Annotated in this window: 18 protein-coding genes; 6 read left to right on the forward strand and 12 right to left on the reverse strand. The window is 36.5% G+C overall.

Annotated features, from left to right (window positions below; translation table 11 throughout):
- Positions 1 to 86 precede the first annotated feature (86 nt).
- The 12 genes from FJR08_RS06420 to FJR08_RS06485 form a co-directional block, all read right to left on the reverse strand.
- Entirely contained in the window at positions 87 to 941 is an 855-nt protein-coding gene (locus FJR08_RS06420; protein ID WP_168632587.1) for an EndoU domain-containing protein, read from the reverse strand.
- A gap of 104 nt (positions 942 to 1,045) precedes the next feature.
- Positions 1,046 to 2,098 carry a J domain-containing protein gene (locus tag FJR08_RS06425; protein ID WP_168632588.1) on the reverse strand — a complete coding sequence of 351 codons (1,053 nt, stop codon included), beginning with the start codon at positions 2,096 to 2,098 and terminating at the stop codon, positions 1,046 to 1,048.
- 62 nt (positions 2,099 to 2,160) lie between these two features.
- A complete protein-coding gene (locus tag FJR08_RS06430; protein ID WP_168632589.1) occupies positions 2,161 to 3,228 on the reverse strand; it encodes a pentapeptide repeat-containing protein in 1,068 nt (355 codons plus the stop codon).
- A 108-nt stretch (positions 3,229 to 3,336) separates the two neighbouring features.
- Complete coding sequence (locus FJR08_RS06435) at positions 3,337 to 3,729, reverse strand: hypothetical protein (RefSeq protein ID WP_168632590.1); 393 nt, start codon at positions 3,727 to 3,729, stop codon at positions 3,337 to 3,339.
- Between the two features lie 144 nt (positions 3,730 to 3,873).
- A complete protein-coding gene (gene hpnK / locus FJR08_RS06440; RefSeq protein ID WP_168632591.1) occupies positions 3,874 to 4,722 on the reverse strand; it encodes a hopanoid biosynthesis-associated protein HpnK in 849 nt (282 codons plus the stop codon).
- A 51-nt stretch (positions 4,723 to 4,773) separates the two neighbouring features.
- The gene (locus FJR08_RS23510; RefSeq protein ID WP_254435700.1) at positions 4,774 to 6,240 is read right to left on the reverse strand and encodes a restriction endonuclease; all 1,467 of its coding nucleotides are present in this window, start codon (positions 6,238 to 6,240) and stop codon (positions 4,774 to 4,776) included.
- A gap of 43 nt (positions 6,241 to 6,283) precedes the next feature.
- On the reverse strand, positions 6,284 to 7,357 hold the full coding sequence (locus FJR08_RS06460; protein WP_168632592.1) for a site-specific DNA-methyltransferase: 1,074 nt from the start codon (positions 7,355 to 7,357) through the stop codon (positions 6,284 to 6,286).
- Between the two features lie 98 nt (positions 7,358 to 7,455).
- A complete protein-coding gene (gene hpnJ, locus FJR08_RS06465) occupies positions 7,456 to 8,916 on the reverse strand; it encodes a hopanoid biosynthesis associated radical SAM protein HpnJ (RefSeq protein ID WP_168632593.1) in 1,461 nt (486 codons plus the stop codon).
- Positions 8,917 to 9,146: 230 nt separating this feature from the next.
- On the reverse strand, positions 9,147 to 9,977 hold the full coding sequence (locus FJR08_RS06470) for a squalene/phytoene synthase family protein (protein WP_168632594.1): 831 nt from the start codon (positions 9,975 to 9,977) through the stop codon (positions 9,147 to 9,149).
- Between the two features lie 630 nt (positions 9,978 to 10,607).
- Positions 10,608 to 11,990 (reverse strand): serine/threonine-protein kinase, encoded by a 1,383-nt coding sequence (locus FJR08_RS06475; RefSeq protein ID WP_168632595.1) that lies wholly within the window; start codon positions 11,988 to 11,990, stop codon positions 10,608 to 10,610.
- A gap of 94 nt (positions 11,991 to 12,084) precedes the next feature.
- A complete protein-coding gene (locus tag FJR08_RS06480) occupies positions 12,085 to 13,461 on the reverse strand; it encodes a DUF697 domain-containing protein (RefSeq protein WP_174783005.1) in 1,377 nt (458 codons plus the stop codon).
- Positions 13,462 to 13,661: 200 nt separating this feature from the next.
- The gene (locus tag FJR08_RS06485; RefSeq protein WP_168632596.1) at positions 13,662 to 13,823 is read right to left on the reverse strand and encodes a hypothetical protein; all 162 of its coding nucleotides are present in this window, start codon (positions 13,821 to 13,823) and stop codon (positions 13,662 to 13,664) included.
- Positions 13,824 to 13,887: 64 nt separating this feature from the next.
- On the opposite strand from FJR08_RS06485, the gene FJR08_RS06490 reads away from it, so the two are divergent.
- The 6 genes from FJR08_RS06490 (at position 13,888) to FJR08_RS06515 (ending at position 20,962) form a co-directional block, all read left to right on the forward strand.
- Positions 13,888 to 15,063, forward strand: coding sequence for an RNA-guided endonuclease TnpB family protein (locus tag FJR08_RS06490; protein WP_168632597.1), 1,176 nt, complete (start codon positions 13,888 to 13,890; stop codon positions 15,061 to 15,063).
- Positions 15,064 to 15,367: 304 nt separating this feature from the next.
- Entirely contained in the window at positions 15,368 to 16,426 is a 1,059-nt protein-coding gene (locus tag FJR08_RS06495; RefSeq protein ID WP_015080960.1) for a PstS family phosphate ABC transporter substrate-binding protein, read from the forward strand.
- Between the two features lie 15 nt (positions 16,427 to 16,441).
- Complete coding sequence (locus FJR08_RS06500) at positions 16,442 to 17,458, forward strand: ArsJ-associated glyceraldehyde-3-phosphate dehydrogenase (RefSeq protein WP_015080959.1); 1,017 nt, start codon at positions 16,442 to 16,444, stop codon at positions 17,456 to 17,458.
- 111 nt (positions 17,459 to 17,569) lie between these two features.
- Positions 17,570 to 18,832: an organoarsenical effux MFS transporter ArsJ gene (gene arsJ, locus FJR08_RS06505; RefSeq protein WP_015080958.1), complete on the forward strand. Its 1,263-nt coding sequence runs from the start codon at positions 17,570 to 17,572 to the stop codon at positions 18,830 to 18,832.
- A 225-nt stretch (positions 18,833 to 19,057) separates the two neighbouring features.
- Entirely contained in the window at positions 19,058 to 20,134 is a 1,077-nt protein-coding gene (gene arsB, locus FJR08_RS06510; RefSeq protein ID WP_271835583.1) for an ACR3 family arsenite efflux transporter, read from the forward strand.
- A gap of 39 nt (positions 20,135 to 20,173) precedes the next feature.
- Positions 20,174 to 20,962, forward strand: coding sequence for a Nif3-like dinuclear metal center hexameric protein (locus FJR08_RS06515; RefSeq protein ID WP_168632598.1), 789 nt, complete (start codon positions 20,174 to 20,176; stop codon positions 20,960 to 20,962).
- Positions 20,963 to 21,203: the final 241 nt, after the last annotated feature.

Genomic DNA, 21,203 nt, shown 5'->3' on the forward strand with positions numbered 1-21,203 from the left:
TTTTGCAAAATCAAGATGAAACCTGTCTCAGTCGCGCAAAGTGCTGTATATTATTTTAGTTTTCCTGGTTTATTAATTGAAAGTTACTAAACCTGACATTCTGGATTTTTTTGATAATCAGGAGTAGCATCAGGATAAAAGGTACGAACACCACCTTTTTTAGCAACAAAAACATTAACAAATGTTTTGTTGTCATCAGTTACAGTCAGCAAACAAGCTTTAGATGTAGGTTCTGAATTGGGGTTATTTTTGTATGCTTTCGCTGCAATTGTTAAAATGTCTTCTGCATTGAGAGTGTAACCATATCCTTTTAGTGGATCATTCACAGTCCTTCCACCCACTTTCATTCTCACACCAAAGGAATAAACAGCACCTGGTTTAACTTCAGATGTACTCACAGACTTGGGTAAAATTCCAGCAATACGTTTATTTTGTAAATCCAAGTAACGTCCAGCAAAATGTAAACCACCAATTTTATTTTTTTCTGGTTCACCACAAAAAACATGATCAAATCCTTTAGCATTAAACCAAAGATTAGTTAGATCTTCCAGAAATTCTTTATTAGAAGTTCTTTTCGGAAAAATATAACCCCCAAGATTATTTTTAATATTGCTGAAAACATCGGGAAAACTGTTAAACATGGTTTTAAAACTAGCGGGTTTAACTACTGTTCCCACTTCTCCACACAGTTGATTAACTGCTATATCAAACTTATTCAACACGGGAGGGGGAGGAGTTAAATCTTGTACACCACCAACTTTAACCTTGACAGGATTCTTTGTATTGTCAAAGAAAGGTAAAAATTCCTCTGCACTCACTAAACTGGGACTAAATAGAGTGGTGATGAAAAATAGTTCCGCTGCTAAAATTAAGCACCGAAATTCATGCAAATTTTTACAAATTTGAACATTGATGGTTTTAGACAGGAGGTTTAACATCATTGAAATCTCACTAGTATTTGAGTATGATTATGAATACTTACACATTACTAATATAAAACTATATAGTAGTGTCAATTATTCTTAATAAATCTTAAAATTATTTGCTAATTAAAATCCATCATCCCCCCAAATTCTTCCATCATTCTTTCCAGTAGTTCTTCCATCATATCTTCCTGTACAGAACGGAGACTTTCTGGTCCTGCGAGAAATTCTTTAATAGTGATCTTTTTATCTTTAAAGTCTTGAACAAAATCACGAATTTCCACAACTATCTTAGTTTGAGATTGGATAGTTTCCAGCATCAATTCAATACAATCAACACCTTGTTTAGCTGCTTTTTTGTAATCCGCAACCATTGATCCTTCCGGGGTATTTTTTGCTAACCGGAGTTCCTGTTTCAACTTCTCATATTGATTTTTGAGAATTTGATTGTGTTGTTCTATATTTTTACATCTGCGACTTAAATCATCTTCGCTATTATTATCAATTGTTTCTCCGACTTCATATTTACGTTCAATTTCCAAAAGTCGCGCTAAATCTCCATCTTGGTAAGCTTTATTAATTTCCTTCATTATTTCCGTGTGAGTCATTTGGGTTTCATTATCTTTAACCTTATCAGGGTGAAAGATTTCCGCTAACCGCAAAAATGTCTGTCGGATTTTTCTAGATTCATCTGTTCTCGCTACTGTGGGAGATTCTGAATCTTGTTCTGCTTCCCAAAATTGACGACGACGTTGATGATTTTCTTGAGAATCATTATCTTCAAATAGTTCATCTAATTCTTCATCATCATCATCTTCTTCTTCAATAGGTTTATAACTAATAATTCCTCCCATTTGTAAACTTCTGTATAGTGATTGGATATTTTTCTGGGTTTGCTTTCCCATTTTTCTTGTAGTTAAAATTTCGGCAAACAAAGCATGAATTTCTGCATCTAATTCGGCCATTGTTTGCATATTCGGACTAACTCGATGAAATACCTCTGTCGCTAAAGAGCGCATTTTTTCGACAAAGTTATTTAATTCTGTCCGCTTTTTCTTAATTTGCTTTAATAGAGATTGGTGTTCTTTCTCTAAACCCTCTAACTGGAGATGTAAGTCAGAAAGAGCTAGGGGAGTTACTGTAGTTGAGGATGCTGTTTTTGTTTTGCGTACCATAGCAGATGCAATTAAGTTTAGGTTTAATAAAAGAAATACATTTATTATTTTATTATTTTAAGTTAATTTTGACAATAATCAGGGTTCTCAGGTGGTAAATTTAGTTTTATCCTTAGTTCTCGATCATAACAGGCTTTTTCCCAATTTTTTGCAGATTTGACTTGTTCAGCAGTTAGATTTTTAGCTCCAATAAAATTAGCACAAATATATTTTTTAGAACTTGTAGCTTGATCAAAAACATCACCGCACATTATAGCATCTTTGAGATTTGTTTTTTCTAAATCTGCTCCTTGAAATTTTGCACCTTTAAGTTCTGCTTCTTCCAGATTAGCTTCATAAAGATAGGCATTTTGAAATTTAGCTTGTTCAAGGTATGCTTTTTGTAAATTAGCATCAATAAGATTGGTTTCTCGAAAATCTATTTTAGATAAATGAGCATCATAAAAATTACTTTGATAAAGATTTGCTTTTTTAAAATTACTACATTCTTTTTCACGTTTACATTCTAATATTGAACCTTTAAAACTTGCATTAGCTAGTTGAGCATTTTGAAAATTAATACCACTTAAATCAAATCCATCAAGTTTTAAATCTCGTAACATTTCACCATTTTTATTCAAATGTTCTAAACCAATAATTATACTAACACCTGTAGCTTTTTGCTCAATAGCAGAATTAACCATTAACCAAACTTGTAAAGTTTGAAAATTTGCTTGTTTTTCTCGTTGTGGTGCTTCCCAGTAATACTTAAATACTGCAAAAATTAAACTAATTATAACTCCTTTTTCTAAAGCTGTAATCAGGATTTTTTTAAATAAAACTGCTTTAGGAAATTTTGAACCCCACTCTACCCATTCTTTGAGAATCCACCATTTTGGTGGATATTGGGGAATGAATTTATGATTACAAATATATGTTTCATATAAACGGCGGTAAGTTTCGGTAGATAACCCAACTTTTTCTGCTTCTTTTTCTAACAATGCAAATTGATATTCACGAGTTAAAGGATCAGAAATTTCTGTAATAACTAAAAACTTCTTTCTTAGTTCCTTAACTTCCGATATTTCTTGTAAATGTAAATGTTTGTCCACTTGAGAACTATTCTGTTGTTTAGATTTATCTGTACTCATTGCTCAAATATATCCTCGTGATTTTTTAAGACTATGCCAAAATTTTAAATGCTAAGAAAGACGTTTTATAAAACGTCTCTACATTATTTTTCACTAGATATCTATTGATTATGGAAAAAGTCTTCGACATCCTTGACAAATTTCTATTTCTCTCTGGGTATTAGCATTACGACAAATATTATCACACTGCCTTTTTAAAGCAGCAAATACTATAGTTGAAGCCGTTGAACTTGAGGGTGCAGTAAAAGTAGCTAACATTAAAGTTGGACTACTTGTTTGTTGTTTGTCAGGAGTAGTAACTTCAAAATCAAATTTGTGATTACCAATACTGTTTGCTGTTGTGTGAAATTCATCATCTATTTCTTCACCGCTTAGTAATTGCGATAAAAGTCGAATAGATGCTTCACCTCGTAAGATGGATTGTGTTAACTCTTTTGCTAACTCTTTATCCTCATCACTTAAATTATCCCATGTAGAGGGGAGTAAAATTTTGTCTGCCATAAGTAGAAATGTAACTGGAATAAATCAGATATACCATAACTAGTATATATCTCTTGTATTATAATAATAATTTTTTTTAAGTAAAATAACATAGGGCAAACAAATGTACTCTTGTTTTTTCAGGTTTTGATTAATACCTTATTATCAATGAGTCATTTTCAGATAATTACTCAACTCAAACCCTTTCACAGTCAACATTTCTCGCACTTGCTGACTCAACAAAGCCGCTAATTCTACCTCACCACCGTTATTTATCTCGGTATTCACTAAATCAGGATGAGAATAAATTTCTACTAATTCCGCTTCAATTTGTGGTATCAAACCCAGTAAATATTTTTCGCTCATGTCACCAGTTTGTAACAATCCATAAACCCTGTCAGCAAATTTAATTTGATTCGCTTTTAATAAACCTTCTCCATAACGGCGTAATTGTCCAAAAACAATAGACCAAATTATTTTAGTGAATAAATTACGGTTATCAATTTTGAGGTTTTTGCTTAATTCTTCTGAAGGTAGACGAATAAATTTAATCTGAAATTCTGCGGCAAATTCTGTTAAAATATTCAAAATTACAGGATGTACATGAAGATGTAAATGTCCATCAACATGAGCAAGATTTAAACCAGAATCCCGAAATTTTTCTAATTGAGCAGATATTTCTAATCGCAATTCTGCACGGGTAGCTTGATTAAATTGATAACTTAATCCTGCTTGGGTGGGATTATTAGAGAAATTACCTTGAGAGTCTACTAAATTGGGAATTTGTGCAGGTGGTAAAACCGATTTACCGCACACTAAAACCAGGTGTAAACCCACTGCTAAATGAGGATGATTTTTTGCCAGTGCGATCGCATTTTGTGCAGCATCACCAGTTACCATTAAACTAGTGCTAGTTAAAATACCTTCTTCGTGAGCTTGAATAATCGCAGTATTTACATCATCAGAAAATCCGAAATCATCAGCATTAATAACGAGAAAATGAGATTTATTCATAGGATTAATTATCCACTAATTGTACTAGAATTGTTTTTTATAAAAATCATCTTAATCATCTTCTATCAATTCATCTATCGAATCTTCCTCTTGTTCAATTTCATTTAGTTCTTCATCTGAGATATCCAGTTCTTTTTTAGAAAATACTCTTCTAGCTTTTCTATCCAAAATTTCTACAATACTTGTTTTATCTTTCTTAATAGCCTCAATATCATCTTTTTGTAACAGAATCATATAATAACGAGATACATCCATCATTCTATAAGCATATTGATAAGCATCTCTTGTAAACTCTCCAGTTGTCACAACCATAACTACATCTGCCCCTGTAACAAATGTCAAACCTATTTCTTTAGCTAAAACATCAGTCGTAACTTTAGCTGTATTTTTACATTGAATTTGCCAACGACTATAAACAAACCTATCGGAAGCTGCTAAAACATCAACTTCTCCTTTGCCAATATCTCTATTACGCCATTTTGTAAACCTTAAACTGGTAAGACGAATCATCCAAATTGCTAGAAGTTCTAATGCTTTACCTTTTATATGTTTATCTGGATGATTTAATTCATTGACAACATCATCAAAAGTGCGATTAAGTTCAATCTCTGAAATTCTCGTTTCATTAGCAATAGATTTTAATAATGGTGTTAATATTTCCGTTCTAGCTTTGTTACTTAATCGGACATTATTAGATTTAGCACCTCTACCATCTGTAGTTTTTTCTGTTTCTATTAACCCAAAATTTACCAATGGTTCAATTACATCATTCACTAACTTCTTAGTCGTGAGTCTTAATTTATAAATACTTCTTGTATGTTGTGCTATTTTATTAGCTGGTGTAAATTCTTGTATATTATAGCTTAGTAAACTCAATAAAAAGTGTTTTTGCTCTGGATTTAGTGCATAAAGTTCATCAATAAAATCTTTATTAATACCTAAAATATCAGAAACAATATCCCAATTAATTTCCGTTTTCCTTTCAAAAACACCTGCTAGAGATAACCAACTTCTCATGGTACTTACAACAGTACCACCAGGAGATATTTTATATCCCCTTTCTTGTAATTCATAGTTAATTGCTTCTAATTGTGGTTCTTCTCCTCGACTATTAAGCGCATCAATGGCTTTTAATAAAGCCATACCTCCTAAATTATTTAATATATGAACTGCAAATTTTTGATTTACACTATTATCAGTATTATATAAAAATTCTTCCGCTAGAGAAGTAAGTTTATATTGACGTGATTCCTGTAAGTCTTCAATTAGTTGATATGCTTTAATTGATAAGAAACAATTCTTTGCCAATTTACCAATATTTTCTGATGCTAGTTTAGATGATGTTTGTTGAGAATGTTGAGAAAAATAACGTTCAGCAATACTAGCTTCTAGAATATCCCGATTGGGTTGACACTTTTTACATAATTCTAGAATTTCAATTAATGAGAATTTCTTTGGATCAAATTGATCTCCATAAGTAAATTTTTTTAATTTTTTGGTATTGTTGTTTGATTCCATTTGCTATTTACCTAACATAGTAAAATTTAATTTGTCAATGCTGTTAAAATAATCCTAACTGAATAGTCTGTGATTTACTAAAAGAATTTTCTAAATCAATAGCTAATAAATCTGCTGGGAGTTCAACAACCAAAGGAGCATTTTTTTCAAATCTCAATTGTGAACTTTTAACATAATTTTCATCTAGTTCAAAAGATAACCATTTTCTTTGTAATGTTTCTGCTACTCTACCTGTCATATTAGAACCAGCAAAAGGATCTAAGACAATATCTCCTGGTTCAGTACAAAGATTAATAATAAACTCTGGTAAAGCTTGAGGAAATCTAGCTGGATGTGGTTTAAAACCTTCTTCTTTACAGCGTATTTGATAATAATCATTGGAAGCAGTATTAGAAGCAGAAATCATGTTAACAGCCAATAATAAATCTTCTGGAATTGGAGTTGGTTGTCCCATTTCCTCTTGATCTATACTAGAACGTCCATCAATAATATTAGGAGGAATAGCACCACCTCTATCATTACTAAATTTATCAGAAATATCATGGCCTGATGGTCTTAATTTAGGTTTATAGCCATTTTTAAGAAGATTTTTCATGGCTTGACTATAAGGTTTTAAAACTCTTCTATTATTAGCTTTAGGATGGGGTTCTTTAGACAGCCACCAAACAGTATTTACAGCATCTTTAACTCTTTCTCTGCGAACTGTTACCCATTCTGCGGGAGTAGGAAGTTTTGCAGGATTATACCAATATAATTCTTGTGCTAAATAAAAACCTAATCCACCCTTTTTTTGTGGTTTACACAGAGAAACAACAAGTTCAAAATGATAAAGAGAACGAACTGGTATTCCCTTAACCCAACTCCCACCAATATCAATTACTAATGAACCTGTAGGTTTGAGAATGCGGTGAAATTGTACTGCAAAATCCTTAAACCATTCTACATATTCATCAGCATCAACGTTACCATATTCTTTTTTTCTAAGTAGTGCAAATGGTGGAGATGTACAAATTAAATCTATACTTTCATCAGGAATATCTGTCATTAATTCCAGGCTATTTCCTAAATAAGCAGCGCCAAATTCTGTTTGGTAGTAAGCAGCAAAATTACTTTGCATATTAATTCAAAATTTTGTGTAGTAGTAAGGACGAAATTAACCTCATCCCTACAATTAATTATGATGACAATAAATTAGCCATCATTACATTATACAACCTAAACAACAGCAGTTTTCTTAGGTTGCGCGTGTGCGACTGACTGAGTTCGACGTTCATTCAAATAACCAAAGAACTCCTTACCTTCCCGCAAACGACGCACTAACATTTGTCTATCTCCCAGCATTTCCCGCACAATTGGAATAATTGCTTTAGGACGGAAATAAAACTTGCGATACATTTTTTCAACCGAATCTTCAATTTCCGCACTAGAAAGACTTGGATATTGCAAAGTTGAAGTTTGAATACCAGAAGTTGCTACTAAAGACTCATTCGCAAACCAACCCTTTTCTCTGGCCTGTTCATACAATTCTGTACCAGGATAAGGTGCAGCAATAGAAACTTGAATTGTATGGGGACTTAATTCACAAGCAAAACGAATTGTTTCTTCTACAGTTTCTTTCGTTTCTATCGGCAAACCGATAATAAAAGTCCCATGGACAGTAATACCAAGTTTGTGGCAATTCTTCATGAATTCTCGCGCCACTTCTAGCTTAATACCTTTTTTGATATTATTGAGAACTTCTTGATTCCCAGATTCAAAACCTACCAATAACAACCTTAAACCGTTATCCCGTAAAGTTTTGAGAGTATCATAATCTAAATTAGCACGGGCATTGCAACTCCAAGTTAAATTGAGTCGCTTCATGTGTTTACTAATAGCGATCGCTCGATGTTTATCAATGGTAAAAGTATCATCATCAAACATATACTCCCGCACCTTATCTCCAAAGAGAACCTTAGCCTCTTCCATTTCTCTGCCTACGGCATCGGGGCTTTTATGACGGTATAAATGTCCACCAATAGTTTGTGGCCACAAGCAAAAAGTACATTTGGCTGGACAACCCCGCCCAGTATAAAAAGAAATGTAAGGATGTTGCAAATAGCCAATAAAATACTTGCTAATATCCAAATCACGAGCATAAACAGGCAACACACTGGGCATAGCATCCCAATCATGAATCAAAGGACGTTCCTCAGTTTGGTGGATATTTCCCAACTTATCCCGGTAACTCAAACCCTTGATTTCATCCCAAGGTTTTCCTTCTGCTAATTCCTTACAGGTATAATCAAACTCATTGCGACAAACAAAATCAATTACTGGATTTTCTCGCAAAGTTGCCTCTGGTAAAACCGCAACGTGCGCCCCCACAAAGCCAATTTGTACATTGGGGTTTTGCGCTTTGATCGTTTCTGCACACTTCACATCATTAGCCAAAGAAGGCGTGCTGGTGTGCATGATCACCAATTCGTAATCCTTGGCAATTTTCAGCACATCATCCACTGTCTGCCCATGAGGAGGTGCATCAACTAACCTACTGCCAGGAACTAAAGCCGCAGGTTGTGCTAACCAAGTCGGATACCAAAAAGAAGTAATTTCTCGTTTTGCTTGATACCGCGCCCCCGCACCACCATCAAAACCATCAAAAGAAGGTGGACTCAAAAATAAAGTAGTTTTCATGAATATTTTTCTTGTCAGTTGTTAGTTGTTAGTTGTTAGTTGTTAGTTGTCAACTTAAGCCAACCAGGGAATGAATTCCCTGTCTAAAAGCTAAACTCGGTTAAAACCGACTACTTTGACATAAATAGGATAGTTTTTGATCTTGAGTTAACCAGAGTGCGTTTTAACGCACTTTAGCTTTTAGACCGGAACTTAAGTTCCGGGCAGATTTGTTCCCCATACCCTATTTCCTAACTAGCTTTAGCATTCACACCCATGAGGTTTTCAATCAGGGAAACAACATCACTACGAGTGAGTTTTTCCTTACCACTAGCCAAAGCATCTAGAGTACCATGAGCTAAAGCTAGAGGAATTTGGCAAAATTGCAAAGCCGGTCCATTTGGCAAAGAGTTCGTATAGGCATCTGCTAGAATGAGATTGCGACGGGCATATTTTTGGAGATTATCATTATCCCAACCTGCTGGGTAAAAATTGACTCCACGAGTTAAATCCTCACCATTGTTTCGCAGAATATTTACTGCTTGCAAACCCCTACCAAATCCTATGGCTTGAGTGCGGTTGCTTTGAGTTCCATCATACCAATTCCATAAATCTGAGAGCAACAAGCCCACAGCACCAGCCACCCCAAAGGTATAACGGTCTAAATCCGCCTCTGTTTCTATTTGCCAATTTCTATCTGACCAATAAGCCATTCTATCAGCCATTGCGGCTGTTGCATCCCAAATTCGCGGGGCAATGCTTTCAGGTGCTAATATTGACCATTCTCTAATGCGTAAACTGACTTCTTGTAAAGAATTTTCGTAACCCTTAAATCCTACAGAGAAAGCATCAAGCGGAAAACCATCTATTCCCGCTTGCAATGTCAGACTAATATTTTGTAATAGGCGTTTTTTAGTCCCATTATCCAAATTTGGATCATCTTCAATTTGGTCAATGGCGCGCATACACAAGTATGCTGATGCCACTGCTTCTTGTAATCCTGATGGTAAAATACTAATTGGGATATAAAAAGTTCTACTAGTGTCTTTAAGGATTTGCAACGCATCTCCACGTAAATCCATTTTGTTCACTCCTCTCTTGATTTGCACACCACACCTAATTTCGGACTTTTCAATAATACTAGATTTAGTCTTGATTAAACCTTAAAAACCATAGACACTCTAGAATTTAATCTAGGAATACATAGTTTATAGTGTCGCATTTAACACAACTTTCCAGCTTATCAAAGCTTAGTACAGTATATAAGGTTTTGGTAACAATAACCTTGTCTACAAGGATAGAAATAAGAACAGCAAAGTTCTTAGGCTGAAGTATTGCAGAAGTGCCGATAGAGTCACTTATTTTACCAGGATGTGGATTTTATTGTTTAGTATATGATTTTATGATTTAAGCTGTATTGTTCTATAGTTTTTTATTTGTCAGAATCAGGATGTCCAGGATTTGAGGATTTTCAGGATGTTATTGGATGATTGTTTTTTGGAAGTTGGGGATTTTTCAGGATGTTTTTGAATGATTGTTTTTGAATAATTTAAACCATCTATAAATTACCATCCTGTTAATCCTTTAATCCTGGTTATCCTGATTCTGACAAATGCAATTTTCATCACCAAACAAACCATCTATAAATTACCATCCTGTAAATCCTTTAATCCTGGATATCCTGATTCAGACTTAATAATTTTCTGTAACCCTTAAATGTTACAACTTACAAGTCTCGACGCAAGAGAAGAACGCAACCACCACCCATTAGAATCGGGGAGGTGGCCTTCTGGTGCTTTCTTGTCAAAAGTAATATCTGTGTAGTACAACCACCTATCCCCTTTTCTCCATCCTACCTTGTCCCCGAACTTCTCCCAGATGTCTGAGTTATATCCTCTCGTTCCACCTAAACTTTGGTAAATGCGTTTTTGCACAGAAAAACCAAAACGCCCATCACTGTATTTTACCCACAATTGGTCAATGGTGCGGAGGTCTTCACAGGAAAAATTATTAATATGTTCATCATTTAACCAACCTTCCTCTTCCCGTTTCGCAACCGCTAACATTACCCGTGCTGTTTCCGCGTCTGCTTCCTTCCATTTTCCTTGTGCGAGGTAGTCACGCAATTCCCTGTAGTCCATTCCACAGGATGATTTTAATTGTACCTCCTGGTTTATTGGTGGTGTGTGTAGAGACGTTCCATGGAACGTCTCTACATTAATGGGTTGTTGAATATCAAAATTAATGGGTTTTTGAACCACCAAACCCAAATTTTCCCGAAACTTCAATACTGTCGGAGTCCGGTTTTCCGGTTCTATTTCCATACCCTGCAAAATAGCATCATTCACCCTCTGACTAATGCGAGAATTATAATGTTTTGGTGCGGGTAAAGGTTCATTATCATATTTCCGGTTTTGCGCGGGTACTGGACTCACTTCACCCTCTTTGTTGAGTTCATCAGATGTAAGCAGATAATATAAAGTTGCAGCTAAAGCGTAAACATCGGTATGGGGTCCAAAATTCCCTTTGGGACGATGTTGTTCAATAGGTGCATAACCTTGCGTTCCAATAGCTGTCATGGTTCTGGTCGCAATACTGCGAGTTAAACCAAAATCAATTAAAACCGCTTCTTGTTTATTTTGGCGTAAAAGAATATTTTCGGGTTTAATATCTCGGTGTAAACTGCCTTTAGCATGAATATATTCTAAAGCCTGACCAATTTGATCTATATATAATAGTGCTTCGCTTTCGGCAAGTTGTCCGTTTTGTCGAAGATATTGAAATAAAGTTACTCCATCAATATATTCCATCACCACGCCAAAAAGCTCACCTGCTTGAATGATTTCATGGACTTTGAGAATATGCTGATGATCAAAACCTTTAATTGTCAATGCTTCGTTAATAAACTTAACCTGTTGTTCTGCAAAGTCCTCTCGCAATTGCATTTGCTGGTTAAGAGTTTTAATGGCGTATAATTTACCCGTGCTGGGTTCTAAGGCTTTGTAGGTAGTCCCAAAACCACCGCTACCCAAAGGTTTACCTTGAATGATAAATCTACCGTTATTAATTTCTTGTCCTGGTTGCCAAATAATCATACCCTTGTTAGTAGATACAGCAGAGATTAATTTAAATATATCATTACCGAGATCCCCGACTTCTTTAAGAAGTCGGGGATCTGAATTATCGAAATTAAGCCACAACTTCCACTGGTTTGGCTTCCGGTAACAACCGCTTCACACCTTGCTTGACAAAAGCTTCCAAAACAGCTATTTTTTGATTTTGCTGGAATACAGTTTGCAAAACTTGACGCAGTTTGTCGAGATTTAAAGCACTTCCCGATTCTAAAGCAATTTCTTGCTGTTCAAAATATGCTACTAAACTTAAACCGGCTACTCTTGTGAGGTAAGCAGCACTAACTCCCTCTACCATTCCTCCAGCGACAAAGGTAGCAACGTTAGTTTTCAGAATACCCGTTACAGCCCTAGTTGAAAGTTCCACTAAACCTAATTTCAACATCAAACTTCCCATAGTTCCCGCTACTTGTTGCGCTTGTTCTAAGGAAATTTTCTGCTGATAAATATTACCCAAATCTATCACCATTTGAGCAGTAATCGCCGCAGTTGCGAGAATATCTAAAGCAGGTACGGGATTAGCAAAAGCTGCCGCCGCTGCAATCCATTGATATTGTTCTATAAAAGGTATGGCTTGATCTCTTCTCACACCATTTAAACAATTTTTGGCTTCGGCTTTGAGTAATAATACCTTGCGATTTGTGGTATTACAAACTAGCTGTTCTCCTTGCTGTCCCACAACCGCTACTAATTGTTGTGTTAATTGCTGGATATCTGGCGTTGGTTGTTCCATCCATTCTTGGAAAGAACCATCTTCTCCATGTTTCCGCACTTTCACAGGTACGGGAGAAGCCGCAGTCGCAACTACATTTGCACCAATGCGCTGTTTTAATGATTGAAAAACTGTAGCGCGTTCATCAGGTTGATATTGATCTTGTTTGTTGAAAACCAGCAAACTTGGTTGTTTTGTGGCTTTTAGCTGTTGTAAAACCTGAAATTCTGAATCTGTTAAATCACCGTTAGTCAGAAATAAGACAAAATCAGATTTCTGCATTTCCGATAAAGTGACAACATCGGAATTTTCACCAGCTACGGAAAATAAAGGCGCTGTTTCCGCAAAATTTAAAGACATTCCCGGAATAGTTGGGGCAGTTTTTAGAACTTCAATAACTGTACTTTTACCTACAGATTTACCACCAGTAACGGCCAGGTTAATTTCCTTTCTATCCAGTTCTGAGGGCAATTTAGCGAGATTTTCGCGGAGAATTGCTAAGTTGGGATGATTGGCTGCTTCTTCTGCCAGTTGATTAATTATTACTTGGGTTTGAGCGATCGCTTTATCCACAGCCGCTCTATCTACAACCATATCATTTAGCTGTTCACCTAATTGGGGCTGATTTTTATTGAACAACCACAAACCCCCACCGACAGCCAAAGCACTCAGGAGTCCGAATTCTCCCACTTGCACTATTGAATCATGCCAACTGTCTAACATCCACAGGGAGAACGATAGTCCTAGTCCTCCCACTAAAATCGGTCGCTGTAACTTCACAATTGTGATTCTCCACGCGAGGAAAAAGCTTTTACCTCACTTTAGCTTAACCGACAGAAGCCCCACGCTCACTATACCGGAGCGTGGGATGAATACAATACGCGCGAGTGAGGAATTGCCCAACAGGCGAAATTGAACGCAGTTCAATCAGGATCGTTGGTCAACGAATGAACATTTTCTGATTTAAGAGAATCTATCCAATCTTCGACTAAGGACGTAATAGTTTTATCTTTGACTGCGGCGTAAGTTTGCAATACTCGCATCCTTCTTTCGCTGATTCTCAGACTTAATCTTTTATTTTTCATAAAGAGGTGGCAAATGGCTATCCTTTATGTTATGCTATAAACAGGTCGAAAGGAAACAAAAAACATGAGAACATCTTATCAATACCGTTTGCAACCAACGAAAGAACAAGCCGAAAAGATTGATAAAACATTAGATATGCTACGGTATCAGTACAATTATCAACCGGCTCAACGCTTCCATTGGTACGAACAAAACCGTTCTCCTATTGATAGATGTTCCATTTTCGTTTGTCATTTACCAGAACTCAAGGATAAACCGAATTATTACAGCCAAAAAGCATCATTAACCAAACTTAAAAAAGACCGTCCTTGGTACACAACAATTCATTCTCAGGTGCTACAAGAAGTCCCCAAGAAGGTCGAGATAGCCTTTGACCGATGGTTAAAAGGTGATGTGAATGGTAAAAAATCAGGCAAGCCTAGATTCAAAGGTGCGGGTCAATACAAAACTTTTACCTACCCCCAATTCAAGCAGCATCACTTTACTAATAACAGAATTACGTTATCAAAAATAGGTGATATTAGAGTAATTGTTCATCGTCAAATTCCAGATGGATTTGAGATTAAAACTGTATCTGTCACTAAAAAAGCAGACGGGTATTATATCACTCTAAGCCTTGATGATAAAAGAGTTCCAACGGTTAAACCTGATTTTAATGCTAATAATATTGTTGGTATTGATGTAGGATTAATTGATTTTATTGTTGCTTCTGATAATACCAGAATTGCAGCCCCTAAGTTTTTACGCAAGGCTGAACGCAAATTAAAAGCTGCACAGCGCCGCGTCTCTCGTAGGAAGAAAGGTTCTAATCGTCGTAAAAAAGCGATAAAAAAACTGGGTATTCAACATAAGAAAGTATCAGATACCCGCAAAGATTTCCACTTTAAAACTGCAAACGATTTACTCAAAAAGTATGATGTAGTAGCTGTTGAAAAGTTCAATATAAAAGGACTCGCTAAAACAAGATTGGCAAAAAGTATTAACGATGCTGGTTGGGGACAATTTATTTCAATACTAACAGTCAAAGCCGAAAATGCTGGACTCCAAGTAATCGCTGTAAATCCCAATGGTACAAGTCAAGAATGTTCTAGTTGTGGTCAAAAAGTTAAAAAGCCGCTATCCCAAAGAATACACAATTGCCCTAACTGTAAGGTCAGTTTGTGCCGGGATCTAAATGCGGCTGTAAATATCAAGAACCGTGGGGCGCACGGTCTTAAAGCTCGGTCAATGTCTTCATAGAAGAGTCGCCGAGAAGCCCACACTCACCTGTTCGCGCAAGCGTGCCGCAAGGCATAAGGGAGTGTGTGGAGTACGTCACTCCAAAACCTGCTACTCGGATTGAGGTTGGTGAACAAACGTCTTTTGATTTTGAAGACTCGCAAGCGGCTAAAAGCATTCTTTTTGCTATGTATAAACAATACATCAATTTTTCTTAATTAATTGTTGTATCTAGTGATAAAGTCAATGTTAACATATTAACTTTTCTTGAAATGACAGGTAGATAGGATAAATAGTCTGCTCACTAATTATACAGGTGAAATCAGTGAATAAAACAGCAAGCCAATTAGTCTTAACTTTCGGAATACTAGCATTGACAAGCAGTTTTACAAATACGCTTGGTCTTGCCCAAAATATTCAAAAACCAAATGAAGCGACAAAAGTTACTAACTCTGCCACTGACGCACTTATCAAAGTAGATGGTTCTAGTACCGTATATCCCATTACCCAGTCCATAGCTAAAGCATACCAAGCCAACCTAAAAAATAATAGTCAAATACAAGTAAATATTTCCGGTACTAGCGGTGGGTTTGAAAAATTTTGTACTCGTAAAATAGATATCAGTAATGCTTCTCGACCAATTAACCAGTCAGAAATGGCAGCTTGCAAGAAAAATGGCGTAAGTTACATGGAATTACCCATAGCTTTTGATGCCGTAACCATTGCTATTAACCCCCAAAACACTTGGGCAAAAGACATTACAGTAGCCGAATTGAAAAAAATCTGGGAACCTGCGGCTGAAGGAAAAATTACAAAATGGAATCAAGTCCGAGATTCTTGGCCAGACCGCCCAATTAAATTATATGGTCCTGGTGGTAAGTCTGGAACTTATGATTATTTTACCGAAGCAATTGTCGGTAAAGCCAAAGCCAGTCGCAAAGATTACACAGCCAGTGAAAATGATGAAGTTTTAGTTACTGGTGTTAATAAAGATCCTAATGCTTTGGGTTACTTTGGTTATGCCTACTACCAAGAAAACAAAGATAAGTTAAAAGTTTTAGCAGTTAATAGTGGTAAAGGTGCCGTTTTACCATCACCAGAAACAGTAGAAAAAGCCAAATATCAACCACTTTCTCGACCTCTATTCATATATGTCAATCTTCGGTCTAGTAAAAACAAAACTTTGGTGTATAACCTTGCGGATTTCTACATTAAAAATGCGGCAAAAATAGTCAGTTCTGTTGGCTATGTTCCCTTATCAGAGGAAGCTTACAAACTTAATTCTATCCACTTGTATAAAGGCAAAGCCGGAACAGTATTTGGTGGTAAATCGGAGTTTAACCTAAGTCTTGGGCAATTGTTACGCAAACAAAAGCAATTTTAGTAATTAATAAAAATCATGACAATTAGAGTAGGAATCAATGGATTTGGGCGCATGGGCAGGTTATCCGTTCGTGCTGCTTGGGATTACCCAGAAATAGAATTTGTCCACATTAATGAAACCAAAGGTGGAACAGAAGCCGCAGCACATTTACTCAAATTTGATTCTGTACATGGGCGTTGGACACCAGAAGTAGAAGCGGTCGAAAACCAAGTTGTTATTGATGGTAAATCTCTCAGTTTTACTGAATATTCTCAACCGGGTGAAGTTCCTTGGGAAGATTTTGGGGTTGATATAGTTTTGGAATGTTCTGGTAAGTTTAGAACCCCCGCTACCCTTGACCCTTATTTTAAAAGAGGCGTGCAGAAGGTAATTGTTGCTGCACCTGTTAAACAAGAGGCTTTAAACATTGTCATGGGGGTAAATGATCACCTCTATGAACCTGATAAACATCATTTATTAACAGCAGCTTCTTGTACTACTAATTGTTTAGCCCCAGTCGTAAAAGTAATTCATGAAGGTTTAGGAATTAAACATGGAGTAATTACCACAATTCACGACAATACTAATACTCAAACTATTGTAGATGCACCTCATAAAGATTTGCGTCGGGCTAGGGCTACAAGTATGTCATTAATTCCTACTAGCACAGGTTCAGCTACAGCTATTGGTTTAATTTATCCAGAATTAAATGGTAAATTAAATGGTTTAGCAGTGCGTGTACCTTTGTTAAATGCTTCTCTCACAGATTGTGTATTTGAAGTTGAACGTTCGACCACAATAGCCGAAGTTAATGATTTATTGAAAACTGCATCTGCACAAGAACCATTAATAGGAATTTTGGGTTATGAAGAACGTCCTTTAGTTTCTATTGATTATAAAGATGATCCTCATTCTGCAATTATTGATGCCCTTTCGACAATGGTTATCAACGAAACTCAGGTGAAAATATTGGCTTGGTATGACAATGAATGGGGTTATGTTAACCGCATGACTGAATTAGCACGAAAGGTGGCGTTAAGTTTGCAGAAATAATGGTTTTCTAGGGGTGGGTTTTCAGTCCTACCCCATAAAGATTTTTGCACGCAGAGGCGCAGAGACGGAGAGAGAATTTTAGTTTGTATTAACGATTTTGAATTTTTAATCATGGCTTCTACTACTGCTTCTAATTCTAATTTCAAGAATTATATTCTGGTGACACTGGCATACTGGGGCTTCACTTTGACTGATGGGGCTTTGCGAATGTTGGTTTTGCTCTATTTTAATAAAATTGGTTATACACCTATTCAAATTGCCTCTCTGTTCCTGTTTTACGAGGTATTTGGAATTGTTACAAACTTTCTCGGCGGTTGGATTGGTTCCCAGTTTGGGTTAAAAGTAACTCTTTATACTGGGATTGGATTACAGGTGTTTTCTTTAATTATGCTGTCTTTTCTGAATCCAGGGTGGGCGCAGTGGCTTTCAGTCCTTTATGTGATGGTTGCACAGGCATTTTCGGGAATTGCTAAGGACTTAACGAAGATGAGTTCTAAAAGCGCCATTCGCTTGGTTGTGCCTCAAGATGCCCAATCTTCTTTGTTTAAGTGGGTGGCTGTACTCACAGGTTCTAAGAATGCTTTGAAGGGTGTTGGTTTCTTTCTTGGTAGCGCCCTTCTCAGTTCTGTGGGTTTTATTCATTCCCTATGGATTATGGCTGGGGGACTGGCTTTAATTATGTTTTCTGGGTTAATGCTGCCCAAAGCCATGGGTAAAATCAAGAAAAAGGTCAAATTTAGCCAACTTTTCTCTAAAAGCGCAGAAATAAATATTCTCTCGGCGGCGCGATTCTTTTTATTTGGATCTAGAGATGTATGGTTTGTTGTGGCTTTACCAGTGTTTTTACGTGGGACTTTGGGCTGGTCTTTTTATCAAGTGGGGGGATTTTTAGCTTGTTGGGTGATTGGTTATGGGATTATTCAATTTTTAGCACCAACACTCATGCAGCGATTTGGTTCTGGTCGTCCACCTCAATCTCAAACTATTCGATTCTGGACATTTACATTAACGGCTGTTCCCGGTGCGATCGCTCTGGCATTACAATTAGGTTTACCCGCTAATATCGTAATTATTGCTGGACTTCTCGTTTTTGGTGTCGTATTTGCTTTCAATTCCGCTGTCCATTCCTATTTGGTTTTAGCATTTACTGATGATGATAAGGTCGCTTTAAATGTGGGTTTTTACTATATGGCAAACTCCGGTGGTCGTCTTGTGGGTACAGTTTTATCCGGTTTGGTTTATCAAATATTTGGCTTAGTTGGTTGTCTGTGGACATCAATGTTTTTCGTATTCGCAGCAGGTTTAGTTTCTCTGAAGTTACCTAATCCTCAACCTAGTAAGGCTATAGCTTGGAAAGCTGGAGACGGAGAATAATATTTCCCAGTCTAAAGATATGCTATGCAAACAGGTATATCCTACTCTAGTGGGATGACTCCAAAATCTATTTGAGTTTAAATATGGTAGTGGGCAATTGGTGACAGTTTTTGCCTCTTGCCTAAATACTAATTTGTAATAAATACAGATTTTATAATGACAACAAGATCCCCGACTTCTTAGAGAAGTCGGGGATCTGAAACTAAATTTATAGAGGTTAATTAAGTGGAATATGTAACTAAACAACCAACTATAAAACGCCTTTCTTTTCTGGATCGCTTTTTGACATTGTGGATATTTCTGGCAATGGCAACTGGAGTGGGTTTAGGCTATTTTTTCCCCACAATAGAAGTTTTTATCAATCATTTCCAAATAGGAACAACCAACATTCCCATTGCTATTGGTTTAATTTTGATGATGTACCCACCCTTAGCAAAGGTAAAATATGAAGAATTAGGAGATGTATTTCGTAATAAAAAAATTCTCGGACTATCATTATCACTAACTTGGATAATTGCCCCAATTGTAATGTTTACACTTGCTATTCTTTTTTTACGCGATAAACCTGAATATATGACTGGGTTAATCATGGTGGGAATAGCCCCTTGTATTGCTATGGTAATTGTCTGGAGTGAATTAGCTAAGGGAGATACTGAATATACAGCCGGACTGGTTGCTTTTAATAGTATTTTTCAAATTCTCTTTTACAGCGTTTATGCTTGGTTTTTTCTGGCGATTTTACCGCCTTTATTTGGCTTACAAGGAACTATTGTCAATATCAGTATTGGGGAAATTGCCAACAGCGTTTTTATCTATTTAGGTATTCCTTTTCTGGCTGGATTTATGACTCGCTTTATTTTAGTAAAAGCTAAAGGTAAGCAGTGGTATCATCAGCAGTTCATTCCCAAAATCAGTCCGATTACTTTAATTGCTCTTTTATTTACAATCATGGTAATGTTTAGTTTAAAGGGCAATTTGATTGTGCAGATTCCTCTCGATGTTGTCCGCATTGCCATTCCCCTAATTATCTATTTCCTATTCATGTTTTTGAGTAGTTTTTACCTAGCATGGAAAATTAAAGCTGACTATGCCAAAGCTGCTAGTGTGGCATTTACCGCTGCTGGTAATAATTTTGAATTAGCAATAGCTGTAGCTATTTCTGTATTTGGGATTAAATCTGGTGTGGCTTTTGCTGCTGTGATTGGACCATTGGTAGAAGTGCCAGTCTTAATTAGTTTAGTCAGTGTATCTTTCTGGATCAAGAAACATTTTTTTCGCCCATCTCCACCAATAGGATTATAATTAAATACGTTTGATCTACTATTGATTTATTTAAATTTAATGAAAGTTGCTGATTTAATTACCTGGTTTGAAGAATGGGCAAATCCCGCTTGGTGCGAAAGTTGGGATAATTGCGGTTGGCAAGTTGAACCCGGTGTTTTGTCTACAGAAGCGCGGGTTTTAGTGTGTTTAACTCCGACTTTAGCCGTAATGGAAGAAGCGATCGCTCTCCATGCTAACCTAATATTTGCTCATCATCCCCTCATTTTTCACCCTCCCAAATCTTTCCGCACTGGGGAAGCCTTAACAGAAATGGTGCGGTTAGCTTTTACCCATAATATTGGAATTTATACCGCCCATACTAATTTTGACCAAGTGGCAGATGGAACTGCTGACGTTTTAGCGCAACTTCTGGAACTTCAAGAAGTATCACCTATTGTTCCTACCCAAGCAGGTTTAGGTTATGGGCGTGTAGGAATGCTAAAACCCACTTTGACATTACAAGAGGTAATTAATAATATTCAAACTCAATTAAATCCGCCCCATTTAATTTTCTCCCCAATGGCTGATTTACAACAGCAAATTTCACGGGTAGCTGTTTTAGGTGGTTCTGGTGCAGGTTATATTTCAGCCGTAGTTAAAACTAATGCCCAAGTTTACTTAACGTCTGACTGTAAATTTCATCAATTTCAAGAAAGCCGTGATCGTGGTATTATATTAATTGATGCTGGACATTATGCCACAGAACGCCCAGCGTGCGATCGCTTAGTCCAGAAATTTCAAGCCCTTAACTTAGATTGGGTCAAATTGAGCCAGCAAGATGAAGATTTCCGCCAGTTTTTATCCTAGTTAGATCACCGTAAACTATCCAGACCAATTGACACTCTCAGGTCTAAAGACACTGAGATTCTTTAATCAATGAGCCAACTTACAATTGCTGGATTACTCCAACAAAAACAGAGGTCGATTCTCCTAAAGCGTTAATTCCGGTATGCCCTACCGTACTCGATTTTTGTATTTCATTTTTCACCAAATTTAGCTTTCCTAAACTGCAATACTGTTAGGTATGACTACGCACTCAACCAAATTA

Source organism: Dolichospermum sp. UHCC 0260, assembly GCF_009711985.1.
Lineage (GTDB): Bacteria > Cyanobacteriota > Cyanobacteriia > Cyanobacteriales > Nostocaceae > Dolichospermum > Dolichospermum lemmermannii.

What these genes read in the sequence shown, in the direction of transcription:
- hpnK (WP_168632591.1), bottom strand. Translation starts at nt 4,722, where the DNA reads ATGAATAAATCTCATTTTCTCGTTATTAATGCTGATGATTTCGGATTT.
- FJR08_RS06490 (WP_168632597.1), top strand. Translation starts at nt 13,888, where the DNA reads ATGAGAACATCTTATCAATACCGTTTGCAACCAACGAAAGAACAAGCC.
- FJR08_RS06430 (WP_168632589.1), bottom strand. Translation starts at nt 3,228, where the DNA reads ATGAGTACAGATAAATCTAAACAACAGAATAGTTCTCAAGTGGACAAA.
- FJR08_RS23510 (WP_254435700.1), bottom strand. Translation starts at nt 6,240, where the DNA reads ATGGAATCAAACAACAATACCAAAAAATTAAAAAAATTTACTTATGGA.
- FJR08_RS06420 (WP_168632587.1), bottom strand. Translation starts at nt 941, where the DNA reads ATGATGTTAAACCTCCTGTCTAAAACCATCAATGTTCAAATTTGTAAA.
- FJR08_RS06435 (WP_168632590.1), bottom strand. Translation starts at nt 3,729, where the DNA reads ATGGCAGACAAAATTTTACTCCCCTCTACATGGGATAATTTAAGTGAT.
- FJR08_RS06475 (WP_168632595.1), bottom strand. Translation starts at nt 11,990, where the DNA reads ATGATTATTTGGCAACCAGGACAAGAAATTAATAACGGTAGATTTATC.
- FJR08_RS06515 (WP_168632598.1), top strand. Translation starts at nt 20,174, where the DNA reads ATGAAAGTTGCTGATTTAATTACCTGGTTTGAAGAATGGGCAAATCCC.
- FJR08_RS06485 (WP_168632596.1), bottom strand. Translation starts at nt 13,823, where the DNA reads ATGAAAAATAAAAGATTAAGTCTGAGAATCAGCGAAAGAAGGATGCGA.
- FJR08_RS06500 (WP_015080959.1), top strand. Translation starts at nt 16,442, where the DNA reads ATGACAATTAGAGTAGGAATCAATGGATTTGGGCGCATGGGCAGGTTA.
- FJR08_RS06470 (WP_168632594.1), bottom strand. Translation starts at nt 9,977, where the DNA reads ATGGATTTACGTGGAGATGCGTTGCAAATCCTTAAAGACACTAGTAGA.
- arsJ (WP_015080958.1), top strand. Translation starts at nt 17,570, where the DNA reads ATGGCTTCTACTACTGCTTCTAATTCTAATTTCAAGAATTATATTCTG.
- FJR08_RS06480 (WP_174783005.1), bottom strand. Translation starts at nt 13,461, where the DNA reads ATGTTAGACAGTTGGCATGATTCAATAGTGCAAGTGGGAGAATTCGGA.
- FJR08_RS06460 (WP_168632592.1), bottom strand. Translation starts at nt 7,357, where the DNA reads ATGCAAAGTAATTTTGCTGCTTACTACCAAACAGAATTTGGCGCTGCT.
- hpnJ (WP_168632593.1), bottom strand. Translation starts at nt 8,916, where the DNA reads ATGAAAACTACTTTATTTTTGAGTCCACCTTCTTTTGATGGTTTTGAT.
- FJR08_RS06425 (WP_168632588.1), bottom strand. Translation starts at nt 2,098, where the DNA reads ATGGTACGCAAAACAAAAACAGCATCCTCAACTACAGTAACTCCCCTA.